Below are 18,060 nucleotides of genomic sequence, written 5' to 3'. Positions count from 1 at the left end.
AAAAAAAATAGTAATGAAATTACCTGAAGGACCAAAAGATTCTCCTCGATCGCTGAGTCATCATTTTAAGACCGATCCTCTTGGCTTCATGGATGTTATGGGCGATCGCTACGGTGACATTTTCACCATACTAGGTGGTGATACACCTTTAGTGATCGTAAGTAACCCGCAAGGAATGAAGCAGATTTTTACGAGTGCCAAAGAGATCACAGCTTCTGGTAAGCTGAACCAAGGTGGCGCACCCTTAGTTGGAAACAATGGATTACTCATGCTTGATGGCTTGCGTCACAAACATCGCCGTCAGTTGTTAATGCCTCCCCTGCATGGAACTAGGGTAAAAGCATACGGGCAGCGTATCTGTCAAGTTACAGATAAAGTCATAAACGATCTAGCGATCGGCGAATCTTTTTATGCCTACCCTACCGTGCAAAAGATTACTCTAGAGGTGATATTGCAAGCTTTGTTTGGTTTGCATGAGGGAGAGCGTTACGAACAATTTAGGGTACTCTTTTCCAAGTTATTAAGTTTTGCTCGGTCTCGTTGGCTAGGGCTATCCCTGTCTTATCCCTTTCTCCGACGAGATTTAGGTCGGTGGAGTCCGTGGGGATACTGGCAGAACCTCCAACGACAATTTGACAAACTACTCTACACTGAGATTGCAGAACGGCGCAAGCAAGCAGATCCCTCCCGCAGCGATGTACTCTCCGAACTAATATTTGCTCGCGATGAAACTGGTCAACCAATGACCGATGAGGATATGCGGGATTTATTCCCATCATTGCTATTGGGTGGTCAGGATGCGTCAGCCACTGCCATAACTTGGTCATTGTACTGGATTCATAGTTTACCTGCTGTTCGCGATCGATTGCTAGAAGAACTCGATACCTTGGGTGAATCCCCAGATCCTATGAGCATCGTTGCGCTACCCTACCTCAGCGCTGTCTGTAATGAAGCACTACGAATTTATCCAACTCAGGTAGTCACATTTCCACGACTCGTAGAATCACCAATTGAGGTGATGGGCTACGAGTTAAGTCCAGGTACAGTGGTCAGAGGCTCTATTTATCTGACACACCAACGTCAGGACTTATACCCACAACCAAAGCAATTCAAGCCAGAGCGCTTTCTGGAGCGACAATATTCTCCCTATGAATTTCTACCATTTGGTGGTGGTGCTCGTCGCTGTCCGGGCGAGGCATTAGCACTTTTTGAAATGAAGCTGGTTTTAGCAACAATTCTTTCACGCTATCAATTAGTATTAGCGGATGAAAAAAGAGTGGAAAAGCCCAAGGCTATAGGTGTTAACTATCCCCCTGCTAGTGGCTTGAAAATGGTAATGCTCGATCATCGTTCAGGCCAAGAGCAGCTACAGCAGTTCGTTGCTAATTCAGCGTAAGATGCGTTTGTCTTAGGGTAAGCAGTTACAATCTTAATGCAAAAAATATCAAATAAAAGCCATGAAACATAAAATCGAGTTATTAGGAAGAAGACCGGGAAAAATAGTATATAATAGTAACGATTATGAAGATCTTTTCCGCTTTAGAAAAGCAGAAAAGATTGATCTACTCGATTCATCTGGAGTTGTTCTTTTTCGATATTTTGGGGTAACTCCAATCCAGATGAAAGCTTTTTCATAAAAAGTCAGTTATTAATGCCACCTCAGTATTTTTATAAAACTCTTGATTATGGTCGTTTCCCAAAGAGATTATGACATGATTAAGAAATAGATTGAGTTTGATTCAATGATTAATTTATCTGGAATGATGAATGATGAATTCTAAGTGCTTGGGTTTAAGAACCCTGCCGCCTCACAGCTTTTTTTCAGGAGGGGTTTGAATTGCAAAATCAACAGATGAATCTACTTTCCCTGACAGATTGTCGTTTTTGCTCCGTAGTTTCCAAAACCAACAAAGAAGACCCAATTGGTACAGCAGGTACTTGCGACCATTGGTTGATTATGGAAATTCCACAACCTTGGTCTCAAGACCTCTTTCAGGAAAATCCCACAATTAAGCCATTGATAGGTTTGTTCCAAGAGTTAATTGTCAAAGATGGGGTCAACCTGAGACCAATGTTGATGGCTCCTGACCGCGAGTACTCTTACCCTGGCTTTACCCGCGTCCTATACTACTATCGTCCTGCAAAGCTGTTTTCTAAGTTTGAGAAACAGGAGTTTGTCGTTCCAGATGAGCAAGTAACTGCTTTGGTTACGACAATACTCAAGCAGTTAATGCAACAGCCCAATGATTTATCAAAGTTTCAGGAGTATCAGCAACAAAGCAATCACATCCGTGAACTGATGGTTTGCACCCATGCTCAAGTTGACCTTGCCTGTGGCAGATTCGGGACTCCTATATATCGTCGATTACGCAAGGAATACGCGCCCATTTCCAATGGAAAATTACGAGTCTGGCAAACAACTCATTTTGGTGGTCATCAGTTTGCTCCTACCCTAGTTGATTTACCTCAAGGATGCTTATGGGGACATTTGGAACCAGAAGTCCTTGACTTACTGGTAAACAAACATGGCTCAGTCTCTGACTTGCGTCAATTTTATCGGGGATGGGCGGGTTTAACCAAATTTGAGCAAATTGCCGAGCGCGAAATTTGGATGCAGTTAGGTTGGACTTGGCTCAACTATTTAAAAGCTGGCAAAGTAGTTGCTATTCAAGAAGGTGAGCAAGAAGAAAATGCTGATTGGGCTGAAGTACGTATTGATTATGCAGTTCCAGATGGAAGTATATCAGGTGTTTATGAAGCCAGAGTAGAAGTTAGCAGTGAAGTCATGAGTGCATTGAATTCAGCAAAACAAATGGAGTTAAAACCAGTAAAGCAGTATCACGTTAGCCATCTAGTCAAGATTCAGTGAACAAACAAGCCGAGAACCTAAAAATGACTTCACAAAAACAATCTCAAATGACGAATGAGATTCTCCAAGGCAATCTGATTAAATTGATGTTCAAGTTAGTAATACCTGGTATGTTAGGAATGCTAGTAAGTGGCTTGAACAGTTTTATTAATGCTTTCTTTGCAGGTCAATATATTAGTACAACTGCTGTTGCTGCTATATCTATTGCTGCACCACTTACTTTTATTATTGGTGGATTTGCTGAAATCATTGGAGTAGGTTCTGCTTCTCTTCTTAGTCGAGCTATTGGTTCTGGAGATATTAAAAATCAGTCGAAAATATTTGGAAACTTAATAGTAGTAATTATTATTATGGCTTCTTTCATTACAATCATTGGCTATAGTTTTGGTGAACAATTAATCATGTTTATGGGAGCAAGAGGTGAGCTTGCTTCTGCTGGAGCAGACTATTTTAAGACTTATATACTAGGTTCACTATTTTTCATGCTGGCAATATCTTGTAGTCAAATTATTAAATCAGAAGGGCAAGTCAAATTTGCTATGATATCTGCTGGAATTTTTGCTGCAAGTGATATTATATTAAATTATATCTTTACTGCTATTCTACACTGGGGAATTCGAGGATTAGCTCTTTCTACAGTTTTTGCGATGGTTATTTATAGTATTCTCAACTTAACTTACTTCTTCTCTGGTAAAAGTTCTTTTCCAGTTAATTATAAAAAGTTTGCACTAGCGATAGATTTACTTCCTAGTATTTTGTCAATCGGTCTATCACTAATACTAGTTCCAGTTACAAGTTTAGTTCAGGACTTTGTAATTTTTAAATCAATATCTATTTATGGAACAGATCAAGATATAGCTTTTTTTGGAGCAACAGAAAGATTGAGTTCATTAGCATTTCTTCCTTTAAGTGGCTTCATAATTGGCTTACAACCTGTAATCGGTATAAATTATGGAGCTAGAAATTATAAAAGACTTAAGAAAGCTTATTTGATTTTTATTAGTGGTGCAATTACTACACTGACATTACTTTGGTTACCTCTACAATTATTACCAAAAACATTTCTAAACTTACTACTGCCAGATGTTAATTTTACTCAAAATGATTTATTTAACTTTCAAATTCTCAATTTATTAATACCAATTATGCCTTTTATTGGATTTACTGGGAATCTATTTTTATATACAGGGAAAGAAAAAATAGTTGCAGCAGTACTCCTTTTCAAGAGTCTACTTATCTTCGTTCCATTAGTGTTTTTATTCTCTAGACTACTAGGTGTAAATGGTATTTACTACGGAATAATAGCTACTAATATTTTATTTGTCTTAATTGTTATATTATTGACTGTGAAAGAATTTAAGTCTTTAGAAAAAATGGAAGTTGAAAAAATGACAGGTTAAAAACAACTTATTCAGATTGGAATCGCAAATTAATTTCTGTTGAACATAAGGGTTAAAAAATGGTTGATAATCAAAAAGGTGCTGTCTTGATTACAGGGACGTCTACAGGCGTTGGTCAAGCAACAGCGCTCCTACTTGACAAAAAAGGATATCGTGTCTTTGCAGCAGTTCGTAAAGAAAAAGATGCTGAATCACTTAAGCGTAATGCATCTGAGAATTTGACAACAATCTTAATGGATGTTACCAAAACAGAAGAAATTAAATTTGCCGCAGACATTGTATCAAAAGCTGTTGATAATGAAGGATTGATTGGATTAGTAAATAATGCAGGTCTGTTACTGGATGGGCCAGTAGAGTACGTTGCCATTGAAGACCTGAGATGGCAATTTGAAGTCAATGTCTTTGGGCAAATAGCGGTTACACAGGCATTTTTGCCATTAATTAGAAAAGCTAAAGGTCGGATAGTTAATATTGGTTCAGTCGGTGGGAAAATTTCCTCGCCATTTATCTCTTCCTTGTGTGCTTCCAAGTTTGCATTGGAGGCATTTACAGATGCTTTAAGAATGGAATTAGATCCTTGGGGTATTGAAGTAATTTTGGTTGAACCGGGATCAATTGCTTCAGCAGCACCAGATAAAGTTGAAGAAAGCTTTCAGAAAAACTTTGCCAATATGTCATCTGAAGCTAAAGCTATGTATGGTGATGCATACAAATTTTTTGTAGAGGGTTTGATTAGATCAAATCGCACAGGAATGCAACCTGAACAAGTTGCAGATACAATTCTAGAGGCTTTGGAAGCTAGCAAACCCAAAACACGTTATTTCTTATCTAAGCATCAAACTTCTTTAATGCTTAGTTTGATACTTAAAAAATTTCTATCTGATCGAAGTTTTGATGCAAGGATACTAGAAAATTGGAAGTTAAAAAATCAAAATTGAAGCTATCTCTTGGTCTTATATTCCACTGAATACTCGAAACCAAGGTAGATTCTTCAATTGCAATGCTTTCAAACTACTAATACTCAAGGAAAAGGGAGAAAAATCGTGGTTTTATTAAACTCTAAGCCTAGCAAGATTGAGCTTTCATTAACTACAGGAGAGTTGGTATATGCTTACTGGATTTCACGGATGATCTATGTTGTTGCAAAACTTGGCATTGCTGATTTGCTCAAAGATGGTTCTCAGCACTGCGATGATTTAGCTTCTGCAACAAATACCCATAGCGATTCTCTTTATCGAGTGTTGCGATCTCTTGCGGGTTTTGGAATTTTTGCTGAGACACAACCCCGATGCTTTGAACTAACTCCACAAGCAGATTGCTTGCAGAGCGATGTTCCGGGTTCAGTGCGTAAGGATGCAATCCTCCGAGGCGAGGAGTTTTACTATAAACCCTGGGAAAATTTGATGTATAGCGTACAGACTGGGGAAAGCGCCTTTGAGCATTTGTATGGCGTAGATTTATTTCAGTATTATGAGCAAAATCCTGTTGCAGGAGAAATGTTTCATAAATATGCTAGTAATCCGTCACTAGAGCTATATGCTCCATACTTGGAGGCTTATGATTTTTCGTCAATAGGCAAGCTGGTTGATATTGGTGGTGGTACGGGTAGCTTGCTTACTGCTATCCTCGAAGGTAACCCCACTATCACAGGTGTGTTATTCGATCTTCCAAAATCAATTGATAGAGTTAAGAATTTAGGTGAACCAGCATCTGTGCATAATCGCTGTCAACTCATAGGAGGTAGCTTTTTTGAGGGTGTACCACAAGGTGGAGACGCTTATTTACTCAGGGAAGTTCTTCACATGTGGGATGATGAACAAGCGATCAACATTCTTAAGCGCTGTCATCAAGCCATGAAAGAACAAGGGCGATTGTTAGTGATAGAATGCATAATGCCTTCTGGAAATGAATTCTCTAATGTCAAGCTCGAAGATGTTCATATGTTGGTAGTATGCTCTCGTGGGCGAGAGCGTACTGAAACAGAGTTCAAAGACTTGTTTAAATCTGCTGGATTCAAACTCACTAAAATTATCCCAATAAAAAATTCTCAATTTAGTCTATTTGAAGGAGTTAAACTGTAACCGTTCAGGGGGACATCCCAATTTGGCAAGAAGACCAAAGAAAGGAAAAATAATTCGCGATGCAAATGACTTTGTTGGCGAATTCTTTGAGGTCAAATTTAGACGGCTATTGCTGCGAAGCGAGAAATACTCTTGCCAAAATTATTAGCTTCGGTCTACCACTGCTAAACCCTAACCAAATTAATGGCAGCAGCCGTGATGATATGTTGTAGCCTAGTTTTTTCAAAACCCCGATAACGGCATCAATGTAACCCAAATGCTCTTGTGGCTTGAGAAATAGTTCCTTCAACACCAGATCGTTTTGCGTACTACTCTTTAAATTCAGGCGTTTGTTGGCGGGATTTTGCTTCACTTAGAGCTTCGTGCAATTCTTGAGGACGCAAAGTTAAGCCTCGAACGCCAGTTTTATCTTTTGTACAATCTGGGGTGTGAGTATGGATGCAATACACTTCGGTTAAGCTCTAAGCAGTATTGAGTATAGAAAAAGTGAGCGTTTCTAATTTAGCTCCTTGCCCTCTGTGTATTGGTTTCTTGAAGGGGAATTTGGCTCTAGTTTTTTTCACGACACGAGGATTGCTTCTGCCTTTCGGTTCTGGTATCTGCTCATCCAAAGAATAAAGATACCGTTTTAGCTTTGATATTATTTGTCAACAAAGTTGTATCGTTAGATAAACTTTTGGGCTTTTCTTAGTGCCATTTCCCTGACTGATCAATAGCTGTTTCAGTAACCAGGCGTAATATCTGTAGATGGTGGTGTTAATGAGGATTGATATTTTACTCAGGGTTTACAAAAGAAAATCAAAACGCCTTTTACCCTTAATACTCAGTTTGATACTGGTTTTGTTTGTAGGCAGCCACACTATAGCGGTACCAACAAAATCCACAGAGATATTATGGGATAGCTATGGTGTGCCGCACATCTACGGAAAAGATGACCAGAGTGCATTTTATGCCTTTGGTTGGGCACAAATGCAAAGTCATGGAGATTTGCTTTTGCGTCTCTATGGTCAAGCACGGGGACGCGCGGCTGAATATTGGGGAGAGAAATACCTAGAGTCAGATCGTTGGGTACAGACTATGGGAGTACCAGAACGTGCTCGTTCTTGGTACAAGGCACAGAGTCCAACTTTTCGCAGTTATCTCGATGCTTTTGCTACTGGGATCAATGCTTATGCTTCCCAAAATCCTAACTTGATTAATGATGAAGTTGAGGCGGTGCTACCAGTCAAGGCAGAAGATGTCATGGCTCACTTACATCGGGTACTCAATTTCACCTTTGTGGTCAATCCGGAGGAAGTATTAGGCTTAAGCAAACAAAAATTGCAAGCAGGATCTAATGGTTGGGCGATCGCACCAACTCATTCTGCCAGTGGTAAGGCAATGCTTTTGGCAAATCCACACCTACCTTGGTCAGATTTATTTTTGTGGTATGAAGCCCAAATCACTGCACCAGGAATTGATGCTTATGGGGCAACACTTGTAGGTATTCCCGTATTAGCGATCGCATTTAACAACAACTTAGGTTGGACTCACACCGTTAACACCTATGATGGTTGGGATGTTTATGAACTCACACTGGCAGGTAATGGATACCGCTTTGATGACAAAGTTCGTAACTTCCTTTCCAAAACTCTTTCCTTAAAGGTGAAGCAGAAAGATGGCTCCTTGCAAGAGCAACCATTAGTAGTGAAAAGTTCTGTCCACGGACCTGTGATCGTCGAGAAAAATGATAAAGCCGTGGCGCTGAGAGTTGCAGGTCTTGACCGACCAGGTGTACTCCAGGAGTGGTGGGATATGGCACGAGCAAAAAACCTTACCCAGTTTCAAACAGTACTCAAGCGCTTGCAATTGCCAATGTTTACGGTGATGTATGCGGATAGAGAAGGGCATATTATGCACCTATTCAACGGTCAAGTTCCGGTACGCTCCTTTGGTGACTTTAAATATTGGCAAGGCATAATTCCAGGAAATACATCTAAAACCTTGTGGACAAAAATTCATCCTTACCAAGATTTACCGCGCATAGTTGACCCTAAGAGTGGCTGGTTGCAAAATACAAATGACCCACCTTGGACAACTACATTTCCAGCCGCCATTAAAGCAGATGATTACCCGCCTTACATGGCACCTCGTTTCATGGATTTCCGCTCCCAACGTTCTGTAAGGATGTTGGTTGAGGATGACAAAATCTCCTTTGATGAAATGGTTGCAGACAAGCACTCTACCCGCATGGAACTGGCTGATCGGATTTTGGATGATTTAATTCCGGCTGCACGCAAGTATGGTAAGGATTTAGGGCAGCAAGCAGCTAACGTCTTAGAAGCCTGGGATCGGCAAGCCAATGCAGATAGTCGCGGAGCCGTATTATTTGCCTTTTGGGTACAACAGATGCACTTAGATAAGGATAAGGGGTTTAGTAAACCGTGGAATGAAAATTCTCCACGCACCACACCCGATGGTTTAGCTAATCCTGAAAGTGCAGTTGCAACTCTCGAAGCAGTCGCAGCCCAGGTAGAAAAGACTTATGGGGCGCTTGATGTACCGTGGGGCAAGGTTTTTCGGCTACGGTTGGGTGATCTGGATTTATCTGCCAATGGTGGGGATGGCAATCTGGGAATTTTTCGTGCACTCGATTTTGCTCCTGAAGCAAATGGGCTGTTCCAAGCCGTTGCAGGTGATTCTTATGTAGCTGCAATTGAATTTTCCAACCCTGTACGGGCAATGGCACTCACCAGCTATGGTAATGCAAGTCAACCCGGATCGCCCCATATTAGCGACCAGTTACAAATGTTTGCCAACAAAAAATTGCATCCTGTGTGGCGCGATCGCTCAGATATTCTTGCCCATCTAGAAGAACGTAAAATATTCTGAGCGTATCGGCTCAATAATCTGGGGTAAGTAGGTGGTGTCCTTGAGGTATAAATTTTGTCCACTGTGTGGAAAGCCTTATAACGATGGAAGTGTAAATCGCTGAAAGTTAGATATAGTAAGGCTTTCCAGACCATCTTGCAGGTTTTTGAGGGTCGAGGGGAACATTACTGTTCCACCCCTCCCATCCGAAACCGTGCTTGCCAGTTTCCCGGCACACGGCTACTCAATGTGTTTCACTTTGTCAGTATGGGACTTCAGACTACCATCAGTGGCAACCTCTAATTAACTGTCTAGTTCCTCCATATTTGCCTCGAATAATAGCTGGCATTTCAAATGGGATATCCAAAGCTTGCAACTAACGAATTACTGGGACACAAAAGAACTCTCTATCTAAATACAATCGCTCAATTTTCAAGTTAACTGGGGGAGCAACGCGATTTGGTGAGGTCGGATTAAAAATCACTGATGAATATAATATCAATGCCTACGCTGGTGAGTTAAACAAAATCGTAATTTACAAAGGCTTGTTAGACCAAATACATGGTGATGATGCAGCTTTAGAGGGTGTTTATAAATAAAAAATAAAGAGCACCATCGCAATTGCGTCAGATGGAAGGAAGAGATATAGAGCCATCGGCAGGAATTATCGACTCACAAACAGTTAAAACTACTGAGAAAGCAGGGGTGAAGGGCTATGATGCCGGAAAAAAGATTAATGGTTGCAAACGCCATATCCTTGTTGATACGATGGGTTTAATTTTGATGGTTGTCGTACATACAGCTTCAATTCAAGACCGTGACGGCGCAAAGCTTGTATTCGACAAAATTGATCACTTGTTCCCTAAACTAGATTTGATTTGGGCGGATGCCGGATATGCTGGCTCATTAGTCGATTGGGTGAAATATTTCATTGGTTGTGGACTCGAAATTATCAAACGTTGCGTAGCTTGCCGCCGTAGGCATCGCACAGACGGGTTTAAAGTATTACCTCGCCGTTGGGTAGTAGAGCGTACACTCGCGTCGCTGGGTCGCTATCGTCGTCTCAGTAAGGATTACGAGTATTACCCGATAAACTTGTGAAACAACGAAGTCCGCCTCCGCGGACTAAGGTCGAACTAAGGGTTTGAAACCCACGGAGGTGGGTTTTGTCTATGTAGACGTGGTTTCTAACCGCCCTTTTAACGTTAAGTTGACTCATTTGTCATGAGAACCTGATGATTTAAATCATCTAGCCGCATCAGTATTCTTATTGAGTTGTTTATTCTTGACCGTACAACTCCTACACCCTCTCATCCATTTACGGTGCAGGGAACAGTGAGTTGGAAGTTTTGAGGAAAGAAGCTGTATGGCGAAGGAAGTTGAACTCAAAGAAACACATTTTTAAGTTCAGTTTTTTTCTTCTGTAGAGCCAAGATGTGATCGCTGTCGTCAAAGCTGACGCGATCGCACTTAACTACAATCACTCTCCTACGACCTCTATCTTGTTCACTTTGTCAATATGCCTAAGCTTAAATTCTATTTGATTGTGCCGCTCACGCTACTAGTGGTTTCTGCTTGCAGTTTCTTTAATCCTCAATTACCAAAGCGCGATATCAGCCTCGTTTCCTCAAGTCAAAGATCACCTGTAGAAGTCCACTTAGTCCAACACGCAATGGGTCAAACTCTAGTTCCCGTCCATCCTCAACGAGTCGTCGTCATCCAACGATGGCTTGTCCAAATACCTCTAGCTCTGGGGGTCAAGGTGGTGGGCGCTCTAGGTCTGGCTTTAACCCTCCAGGGGCTAGGGTTAGATAATAAGCAGCTCGGTATTGAAGACATTGGCGCGGCTTTTTCGCCAACGAACCTAGAGAAGATTATGACTCTTAAACCAGACTTAATCTTAGGCACAATTGATGAGAACCGGGACAATTACAATTTATTGTCTCACATTGCACCCACTGTTCTAATTAAGATGCCAAACAGTGGAGACTGGAAAGAGTCGTTTATGCCGGCAGCAAACGCTCTAGGGAAAACGAGACAGCACAACGTCTAATCGACAAATATAACAGCCCTTTAGTCTCCGTAATGGGGGTTGACGACTTTACCTTGAAATACCCGGTAAAAGCAATCATGAAAGCTTGGGCGCTAGTGGAAAAGGAAGCCTGATAAATTGTGACTTGGAAGGGAATGATGTAAGGAAACACGACGAAAGTTACCAACAACAATTTGCAGTGGAGTGATGAGAATGGCAAGAGCGATCGCTGTTTTGAAAGATTTGCTAAAAAATGCTTGATGGCGCTTGTTGAGAAGATACCAAGCACTAATACCACCAATTACAAACAACGCAGTTTCCAGAATTGCTAATATCATGTGAAACCAACTATTCAAAGCTGCTGGATTGAGAATGGCTTCTAGGTAACTGCGAACCATAAATTTACCATTCACCATTTCGCCACCTGCTGGTGTTTGCATCCATGAATTGGCGACAATAATCCACAAAGATGAAAGCTTACTGAAAAAGCATTTCTAACTCAATGAATGTCAAGGTTATTTCGTGACAATCTCTTAGTACAATGTCCATTGACACGGCGGTATCGGTGGAATCCGTGCGATCGCTCCGGCTCTGAGCAGTTCAGGGCGCTTGGCGTAGGGAAGCAAACCATCCGGCTTGGCGTGGTACTGACTAGCACAGTCAAGTACGGCAGTTGCTGTCTTCTCTACACGTTCAGCATCAGCAGGCAGGTCGCCGAATAAGTAGGTGTGTTTGTTATGAGAGACGAAAGCAATTGCACAAGCCTGATCACAAACACCCATGCATTCAACGGGTTGAATCGAGAACTCGTCTTGCAACACCCAGTCATGATATAGGGTTTGTAATTTCTCTAGCAGCAATTCACCCCTGCTTTTAGCAACAGACTGTTTTGTGTTATGACTACTTCCACATCTCGTACAGACGAATATAATGTGTTGATGATTCATAGATAAATTACAGGGTTCAATTTCTCATGCTGTGTCTATAAAAATACATGTCGAACACTCAATGGTATCCGACATGGATTTTAGGCAATCAGCCTGTCCGGTCATTGGGCGAACAAACTAAGGGCGAATGTATTACAACCGAATGACACAGCAATAACGCCCTTTAACACTGACTTACGAAACACTACGATTCCAAGTCAACCCGGTGCGCGGAGTCTGCCGATGTCGCAACCACAGTCCCAGCAGCAAACCAATTACCACAATTCCCGTGAAGTAAGTCAGCGAAATCAACCGGACAGACATCGGCGGAGCGACACCTTCGACTGGAATATTTTCTGCAACTTGGAATGGCTGAAATTGCTCTTTTGCGTTTGCTTGCGGCGCAATCTCGACAACAACGCTATGAGGGGCACCGTCAAAGAACTCCTGCTCCCACGCCAATTTTCCATTGTTGTCTGGAGTCCCCTCAAAAGCAAAGGCCACCCAATTATTTTCGAGTTGGGTAGTTGTTACCTTCAATACTACATCTGTTAAGGGTTGGCTGGTTTTGGGATCGCTGATGCTGACCTGCAATTTGGCAGGTTGACCCACCGTTGCACTCTGGTCACCCGATAGTTGCATATAAAGTCCTTGAGACTGCAATTTAGCGGGCTTACTAGAGGGCGGAACTTCTTCTCCCATGCCTGGCATCGACATCGACATCGTATGGTGCGATTCGGCAAGTTCAGCGCTGATGTTGACCCAGAGGAGCGCGGCGATCGCTACCACAATCAATCCACTCAACAGCAATCGCACCCGTTGCGGGGCAATTTCTCCCGGTTGAATCGTTTGTCTGCCCCCAATCACCCAACCTCCTAGTAGCCCAACTGCCAGCAAAATCACAACCAGGATGCCAAAGTAGCGGAACTTTAAGGGATTTTCAGGCAGCGTCAGCGTCAGCTTTTGCTGAATCGGCTCAAACGCATTGGCAACGAGCGGAGTAACCCCTACTAGGAGTTGATACGTTCCCCGGATCGGTAGGGTTTGTTGAACTTGCAACTGACCCGTTGGTGCATTGCCCTCAATGTCCAGCAACTTTGTTCCCTCGACGATGGGAAAATCTGTTGTGAACCAGGGGTTTTTACCAGGGGTGAACAATTGCAAGTGGATTTTGGCATCCTTTAAAGATTGCCCTTGAGCATCGAAGGCTTGCAGCATCAGCTGTACTGGCGGATTGTAGTGTCCCGATCCCAACACTGTGGTGGCTTCAGCCTCAAGGGGTCGAACCTGATTAATCGGTGGATTAGTTGTTAGCCGCACCGATGGTTGAGGGGATTGGGCCAGTCCGATCCAGCCATACAGGGTAATTCCGATTATGCAAATCGCACCGAGTAGCGTAGACCACTTAAGTCTCGTCATTTGATTTTTCAACTCCTCCTAATCATTGACTCAATCAACTAATGGCAACTTACCATCAGTGTGTGGTGACGCAGAGTGTGAGTCGTGTCATGGATAGCAGGGTATGTAGTGAAATAAATTGTCCACAGAATCAAAGAACACAGTGCGACATAGAGCGCTGATTGTACAGGCACTGATAGCACTTGACTGGTGACTTGTTGCTGGATCGAACTAGAAGATTGAACTGTCATTTTGTACCTCGCAAATAAAACGATATTAATGGTTGATTCGGCAGGCATTCTGACTTCTAAAGTCAGCAGTGAACAGTAGATTCCTGAAAACAGATGAATAAGACTCTATATGAGCCGTACTAACATACTGAGCCAGCTATTTCGTTTTCATTCATGAAAATTACTTATATTAACATTGACGTAAGGTTTAGTAAAACCTATCTAAATGACAGAGGCATTGCAATCTTATGTCAAAAGTGTGGCTAACTAGGATGGCCGCACTTTTCAGGAATTCCCAAGACAGGCCAGTTAGCGCTTGTACTGAGAGCAATAGTGACGGTGTTTGAGTAGCATCTGATACTGACACTGTTGGCGAAAGCGCCCAAGCAGGACACTGGCAATTGGTTCGTTGGCTGTACGGACGTGCCTGGGTTGATTCGGAGAGTCCCAGTGTTTTATTTGACTTGGTTACAGCAAGGTTGGTTACAAAATCATAATTTCCAAAAAAGAAATTTCCAAGTAGAGAAAGAAGTTTAGGACTTACGCAAAAACCCTCCAAAACTCCTATTCCTTCGTGTCCTTTGCGTCCTTTGTGGTTCGTTTTTTCATAATTTTGCGTAAGTCCTGGAAGTTATCAGAAGTGAAATTTCAGCCTGAAAGCAGATTTATCTGGAAAAACCTAAAAAATTATCAAAAAATGCCCCCTTGGGGCATTGCATTACCAAAGAACAAGCTGGTCTACTGATAATCTAGTTGTAAAGATTTTTATTAAGTTTCTGGAAATGAAAAAGACCTCTGCATTGCTGTTGGTACTGAACTTAACACTGGTAGCTTGCAGTACACCTCAAAACACAGCAGTATCCCCCAGCCCATCAGAAAATACTCCTGCTGCAAAACCTATCCAGAACCAAACTCAAAATAAACCTTTAGTTGTAACTACTGTAGCTCCCCTGACGAATATTGTCAGTAACATTGCAGGCGATCGCCTGGAAGTTAAAGGTATTATTCCTGAAGGTACTGACTCCCACACCTTTGAACCACGTCCTAGCGATACTGGTTTGCTGTCAAAAGCTAATTTGGTAATTGTTAATGGATTACACTTAGAAAGCCCCACGGAAAAGCTGGCTAAAGCTTCTAAACCTAAAGACACTAAAATCTACGAACTTGGTAGTAATACAATCACTAAAGACCAGTGGTTATTCGACTTCAGCTTCCCTAAAGAAAAGGGCGATCCCAACCCACATTTATGGGTAAACCCCAAGTATGCTGAGGCTTACGCTAAACTAGCGGCTCAACAGTTAAGTGCCTTAGACCCGGCTGGTAAGGATTACTATGCAACAAACTTGAAAAACTACCTGCAACGTCTTGATGCACTCGACAAGGTAACAAGAGAAGTTGTAGCAAGTATTCCTGCCAAAAACCGCAAACTTTTGACCTACCATGACTCTTGGGCTTATTGGGCAAGAGAATATGGTTTTGAAGTGATTGGTGCTATCCAACCTTCAGATTTTAAGGAACCTTCCGCCCAAGATGTGGCAAAGCTGATCGACCAGGTACGTAAAGTCGGCGTTCCCGCAATTTTTGGCTCTGAAGTCTACCCCAGCAAGGTAGAAGAGCAAATTGCCCGCGAAGCCAAGGTCAAAACAGCCAACACTGCTGATGACGAGTTACCTGGACAGGGATTGGCGAATGCAATGCAAAATACTAATCCTCAACACACCTATATTGGCATGATGGCTAACAATATGCGAATTATCGCTGATGGTTTGAAGGGTAATTCCAAGCTGGTTGACAGTCTCAATAGAGCCAATGTCGTAGGCCCAACAGCAACCGCCACAACCACAACGGCTAAGTAAAAAGGTATCTCAGTTGAATGCAACCAATACTTGAAGTTAAAAACTTAGCTTGCGGTTATCAAAATCAGCCTATATTTACGTCGGTGGATTTGAAATTATATCCAGGTCAACTTTCTGGCTTGGTGGGACCTTCAGGCTGCGGTAAAAGCACTTTCATCAAAGCAATTTTAGGATTAGTTCATCCTTGGGCTGGGGAAATTTGGTTCCGGGGAAGGCCACTAAAGCCAGGAGTAGCACCGCCAAAAGTGGGATACGTACCGCAAGTAGAAACAGTCGATTGGACTTTTCCAGTCACGGCTTTGGAAGTGGTGATGATGGGGCGTTACCAAAAGCAGAAGATGTTTCCTTGGGCTTCCAGAAGCGATCGCTTTGCGGCTCAAGAACTTCTAGAACGTGTGGGAGTTGCTAATGTTGCCCATAAACCCATCGGTGATTTATCTGGTGGACAGCAACAACGGATTTTTATCGCCCGTGCTTTAGTGGGAGAACCAGAAATCGTCCTTCTTGATGAACCAACAAGTAGTTCTGACTTACACGTTCAACACGAACTTTTGCATCTGTTGGCTAATTTGAATCAGCAAGGCTTAACAATTTTGCTCTCTACCCATGACCTCAATTCAGTAGCAACACACCTACCTTGGGTAATATGTTTCAACCACGGCTTAATCAGTCAAGGTCAACCGATTGATATCTTTACTCCCGCCAACCTAGAAAAGACTTTTGGGGGAGAAATGGTAGTTTTTCAACAAGAAGACCGGATTTTAATTGCTAGTGGCGGTACTTCCCTACGCCATCAAATGCAAGACAACTTGCCTCAAATCTTGAAGCAAGCAAATTCAAATCACAAAATCCAAAATTGACTTATGGATTTTCTTCTAGCGCCCTTTCGTTATGATTTTTTTAGCCGTGCCGTCCTCGTTGGGATGATGGCCGGGCTATTATGCGGTGTTATGGGAGTTTATATTACAACTCGTCGCATGAGCTATATTGCTCACGGTCTATCTCATGCGATTTTAGGAGGAGCCGTACTGAGTTACGTGCTTGGTTTAAACTTCTATATTGGTTCTGGGATTTGGGGTTTTGCCGCCGCCTTACTAATTCAGTACTTGACAGGGCGCAAAGTCTATTCGGATGCAGCTATTGGAATTGTCACAACTGCTAGCTTTGCTTTAGGAGTAGCTGTGATCAGTAGCTATCGCAAGTTTAGCCATAACTTTGAAGCGGCTCTGTTTGGTAATGTCTTGGGTGTTTCACCTAGTGATTTGTGGGTAGTGACGGTAGTAACCGTTGTGCTTTTGAGTTTGGTGTTTTTCTTTTACCGCCCTTTACTTTTCTGGTGTTTTGACCGTGAAGTTGCCCAAGTTCATGGTGTACCAGTTGTGGCGATGGATACCTTATTTGCTTTGATGCTAGCAACATTACTAGTAGCAACACTGAATGTGTTGGGAGTAACGTTGATTATCTCTGCGGTAGTGATCCCGGCATCAATTGCTCGACTGATCAGCGATCGCTTTGGTCACATAATGATTCTTTCTGGAATTCTGGGAGCAACGATCGCATTTGTGGGTATCTACCTCAGCTATTACTTGGACATCGCCTCTGGTGCCAGTGTAGTGTTACTTTCAACCCTGGTGTTCACCTGCGTGTTGCTCTGGACTCAGTTTCAACGTCGGCGGAAACGCCATCTCCCATCCCTCCCCTCAAAACATTACCAGTAACGGGGTGAAATGAGCAACCGATGCTGTTGGCGAAGTCAAAAGTAGACAGAAATTCCGTGGAGTGTCACTCTAAGATTGGTACTATATATAGCCAGGAGTGTTAAGGATATGTCAGGCAGGACTGTGCCAGAGGAAACACTTCGTGTCGCCCGTGCTGCTTTCCTCAAGGGAACCTTTATCTCACCCTGCGAGATAAATTGGCACACAATACACAGTGACAGTTACTTTGCCATCTTGTATCCCACTCTTGGTCAACCAACAGTTACACCTTGGCGATTGGTGTTAATCTCTGTGCTGCAATTTATTGAGGATTTGTCAGATAGGCAAGCCTTTCTGTTGCTGTCCGCAGTAGAATTGACTGGAAATATGTTTTAGGGTTGAAATTGACTGACTCAGGTTTTGATTTTTCTGTATTGTGTGAATTTCGCGCCTGATTGGTGGCTGGTGGCGCAGAACAACAACTGCTTTTCACCTTACTGAAGCAATTTAAAGAGCGCGGATGGCTCAAAGAAAGAGGAAAACAGCGCACCGACTCTACCCATGTGCTGGCTGCTATTCGCAACTTGAACAAGACTTTTTTAAAGTTAAAACCTCTTTCCGTTGAACTGCCTCAGTCATTTTGGTGTTAATCGGCTTTGCCACAGTTATAGCAATCGCCAAGAGAGTTAGGACATATAATGCAAATAGTCTGGGTTCAAAA

Annotated in this window: 17 protein-coding genes and 2 pseudogenes; 14 read left to right on the top strand and 5 right to left on the bottom strand. The window is 42.5% G+C overall.

Annotation, left to right across the window (positions count from 1 at the left end; genetic code table 11):
* Positions 1-13 precede the first annotated feature (13 nt).
* The 6 genes from HWQ40_RS24075 (at position 14) to HWQ40_RS24050 (ending at position 6,350) form a co-directional block, all read left to right on the top strand.
* The gene (locus HWQ40_RS24075; RefSeq protein ID WP_292782766.1) at positions 14-1,396 is read left to right on the top strand and encodes a cytochrome P450; all 1,383 of its coding nucleotides are present in this window, start codon (positions 14-16) and stop codon (positions 1,394-1,396) included.
* A gap of 61 nt (positions 1,397-1,457) precedes the next feature.
* Entirely contained in the window at positions 1,458-1,637 is a 180-nt protein-coding gene (locus HWQ40_RS24070) for a hypothetical protein (protein WP_292782764.1), read from the top strand.
* Positions 1,638-1,852: 215 nt separating this feature from the next.
* On the top strand, positions 1,853-2,869 hold the full coding sequence (locus HWQ40_RS24065) for a sucrase ferredoxin (RefSeq protein ID WP_292782761.1): 1,017 nt from the start codon (positions 1,853-1,855) through the stop codon (positions 2,867-2,869).
* A 23-nt stretch (positions 2,870-2,892) separates the two neighbouring features.
* Positions 2,893-4,269: an MATE family efflux transporter gene (locus HWQ40_RS24060; RefSeq protein WP_292782758.1), complete on the top strand. Its 1,377-nt coding sequence runs from the start codon at positions 2,893-2,895 to the stop codon at positions 4,267-4,269.
* Between the two features lie 59 nt (positions 4,270-4,328).
* Positions 4,329-5,207: an SDR family oxidoreductase gene (locus HWQ40_RS24055; protein WP_292782755.1), complete on the top strand. Its 879-nt coding sequence runs from the start codon at positions 4,329-4,331 to the stop codon at positions 5,205-5,207.
* Between the two features lie 105 nt (positions 5,208-5,312).
* The gene (locus HWQ40_RS24050) at positions 5,313-6,350 is read left to right on the top strand and encodes a methyltransferase (protein ID WP_292782752.1); all 1,038 of its coding nucleotides are present in this window, start codon (positions 5,313-5,315) and stop codon (positions 6,348-6,350) included.
* A gap of 106 nt (positions 6,351-6,456) precedes the next feature.
* On the opposite strand, the gene HWQ40_RS24045 is transcribed toward HWQ40_RS24050, so the two are convergent.
* Positions 6,457-6,702 (bottom strand): hypothetical protein, encoded by a 246-nt coding sequence (locus HWQ40_RS24045; protein ID WP_292782749.1) that lies wholly within the window; start codon positions 6,700-6,702, stop codon positions 6,457-6,459.
* 407 nt (positions 6,703-7,109) lie between these two features.
* Between HWQ40_RS24045 and HWQ40_RS24040 the strand changes: the two genes are divergently transcribed.
* From HWQ40_RS24040 to HWQ40_RS24030, 3 genes and pseudogenes are all read left to right on the top strand, one after another.
* A complete protein-coding gene (locus HWQ40_RS24040) occupies positions 7,110-9,221 on the top strand; it encodes an acylase (RefSeq protein ID WP_292782746.1) in 2,112 nt (703 codons plus the stop codon).
* Positions 9,222-9,815: 594 nt separating this feature from the next.
* Positions 9,816-10,280, top strand: a pseudogene (locus HWQ40_RS24035) (transposase); the annotation flags it as partial.
* 439 nt (positions 10,281-10,719) lie between these two features.
* Entirely contained in the window at positions 10,720-11,253 is a 534-nt protein-coding gene (locus HWQ40_RS24030) for an ABC transporter substrate-binding protein (RefSeq protein WP_292782743.1), read from the top strand.
* 158 nt (positions 11,254-11,411) lie between these two features.
* On the opposite strand, the pseudogene HWQ40_RS24025 reads toward HWQ40_RS24030, so the two are convergent.
* From HWQ40_RS24025 to HWQ40_RS24010, 4 genes and pseudogenes are all read right to left on the bottom strand, one after another.
* Positions 11,412-11,714 (bottom strand): annotated as a pseudogene (locus HWQ40_RS24025) (cytochrome ubiquinol oxidase subunit I); the annotation flags it as partial.
* A gap of 51 nt (positions 11,715-11,765) precedes the next feature.
* Entirely contained in the window at positions 11,766-12,179 is a 414-nt protein-coding gene (locus tag HWQ40_RS24020; protein WP_292782740.1) for a DUF1636 domain-containing protein, read from the bottom strand.
* A 174-nt stretch (positions 12,180-12,353) separates the two neighbouring features.
* Positions 12,354-13,577 (bottom strand): hypothetical protein, encoded by a 1,224-nt coding sequence (locus tag HWQ40_RS24015; protein ID WP_292782737.1) that lies wholly within the window; start codon positions 13,575-13,577, stop codon positions 12,354-12,356.
* Between the two features lie 38 nt (positions 13,578-13,615).
* Positions 13,616-13,807: a CbtB-domain containing protein gene (locus HWQ40_RS24010; protein ID WP_292782734.1), complete on the bottom strand. Its 192-nt coding sequence runs from the start codon at positions 13,805-13,807 to the stop codon at positions 13,616-13,618.
* 761 nt (positions 13,808-14,568) lie between these two features.
* On the opposite strand from HWQ40_RS24010, the gene HWQ40_RS24005 reads away from it, so the two are divergent.
* The 5 genes from HWQ40_RS24005 to HWQ40_RS23985 all read left to right on the top strand — a co-directional run bounded on the left by HWQ40_RS24005 (position 14,569) and on the right by HWQ40_RS23985 (position 17,794).
* The gene (locus tag HWQ40_RS24005; protein WP_292782731.1) at positions 14,569-15,642 is read left to right on the top strand and encodes a metal ABC transporter substrate-binding protein; all 1,074 of its coding nucleotides are present in this window, start codon (positions 14,569-14,571) and stop codon (positions 15,640-15,642) included.
* 17 nt (positions 15,643-15,659) lie between these two features.
* Entirely contained in the window at positions 15,660-16,502 is an 843-nt protein-coding gene (locus tag HWQ40_RS24000) for a metal ABC transporter ATP-binding protein (protein ID WP_292782728.1), read from the top strand.
* Between the two features lie 3 nt (positions 16,503-16,505).
* Positions 16,506-17,360 (top strand): metal ABC transporter permease, encoded by an 855-nt coding sequence (locus tag HWQ40_RS23995; protein WP_292782725.1) that lies wholly within the window; start codon positions 16,506-16,508, stop codon positions 17,358-17,360.
* 108 nt (positions 17,361-17,468) lie between these two features.
* Positions 17,469-17,735 carry a hypothetical protein gene (locus HWQ40_RS23990; protein ID WP_292782722.1) on the top strand — a complete coding sequence of 89 codons (267 nt, stop codon included), beginning with the start codon at positions 17,469-17,471 and terminating at the stop codon, positions 17,733-17,735.
* Positions 17,736-17,737: 2 nt separating this feature from the next.
* Positions 17,738-17,794 carry a hypothetical protein gene (locus HWQ40_RS23985; protein WP_292782879.1) on the top strand — a complete coding sequence of 19 codons (57 nt, stop codon included), beginning with the start codon at positions 17,738-17,740 and terminating at the stop codon, positions 17,792-17,794.
* Positions 17,795-18,060 lie beyond the last annotated feature (266 nt).

The organism is Nostoc sp. NMS9 (genome assembly GCF_017114995.1).
GTDB lineage: Bacteria > Cyanobacteriota > Cyanobacteriia > Cyanobacteriales > Nostocaceae > Nostoc.
This window is presented reverse-complemented; position numbering and strand designations above follow the sequence as displayed.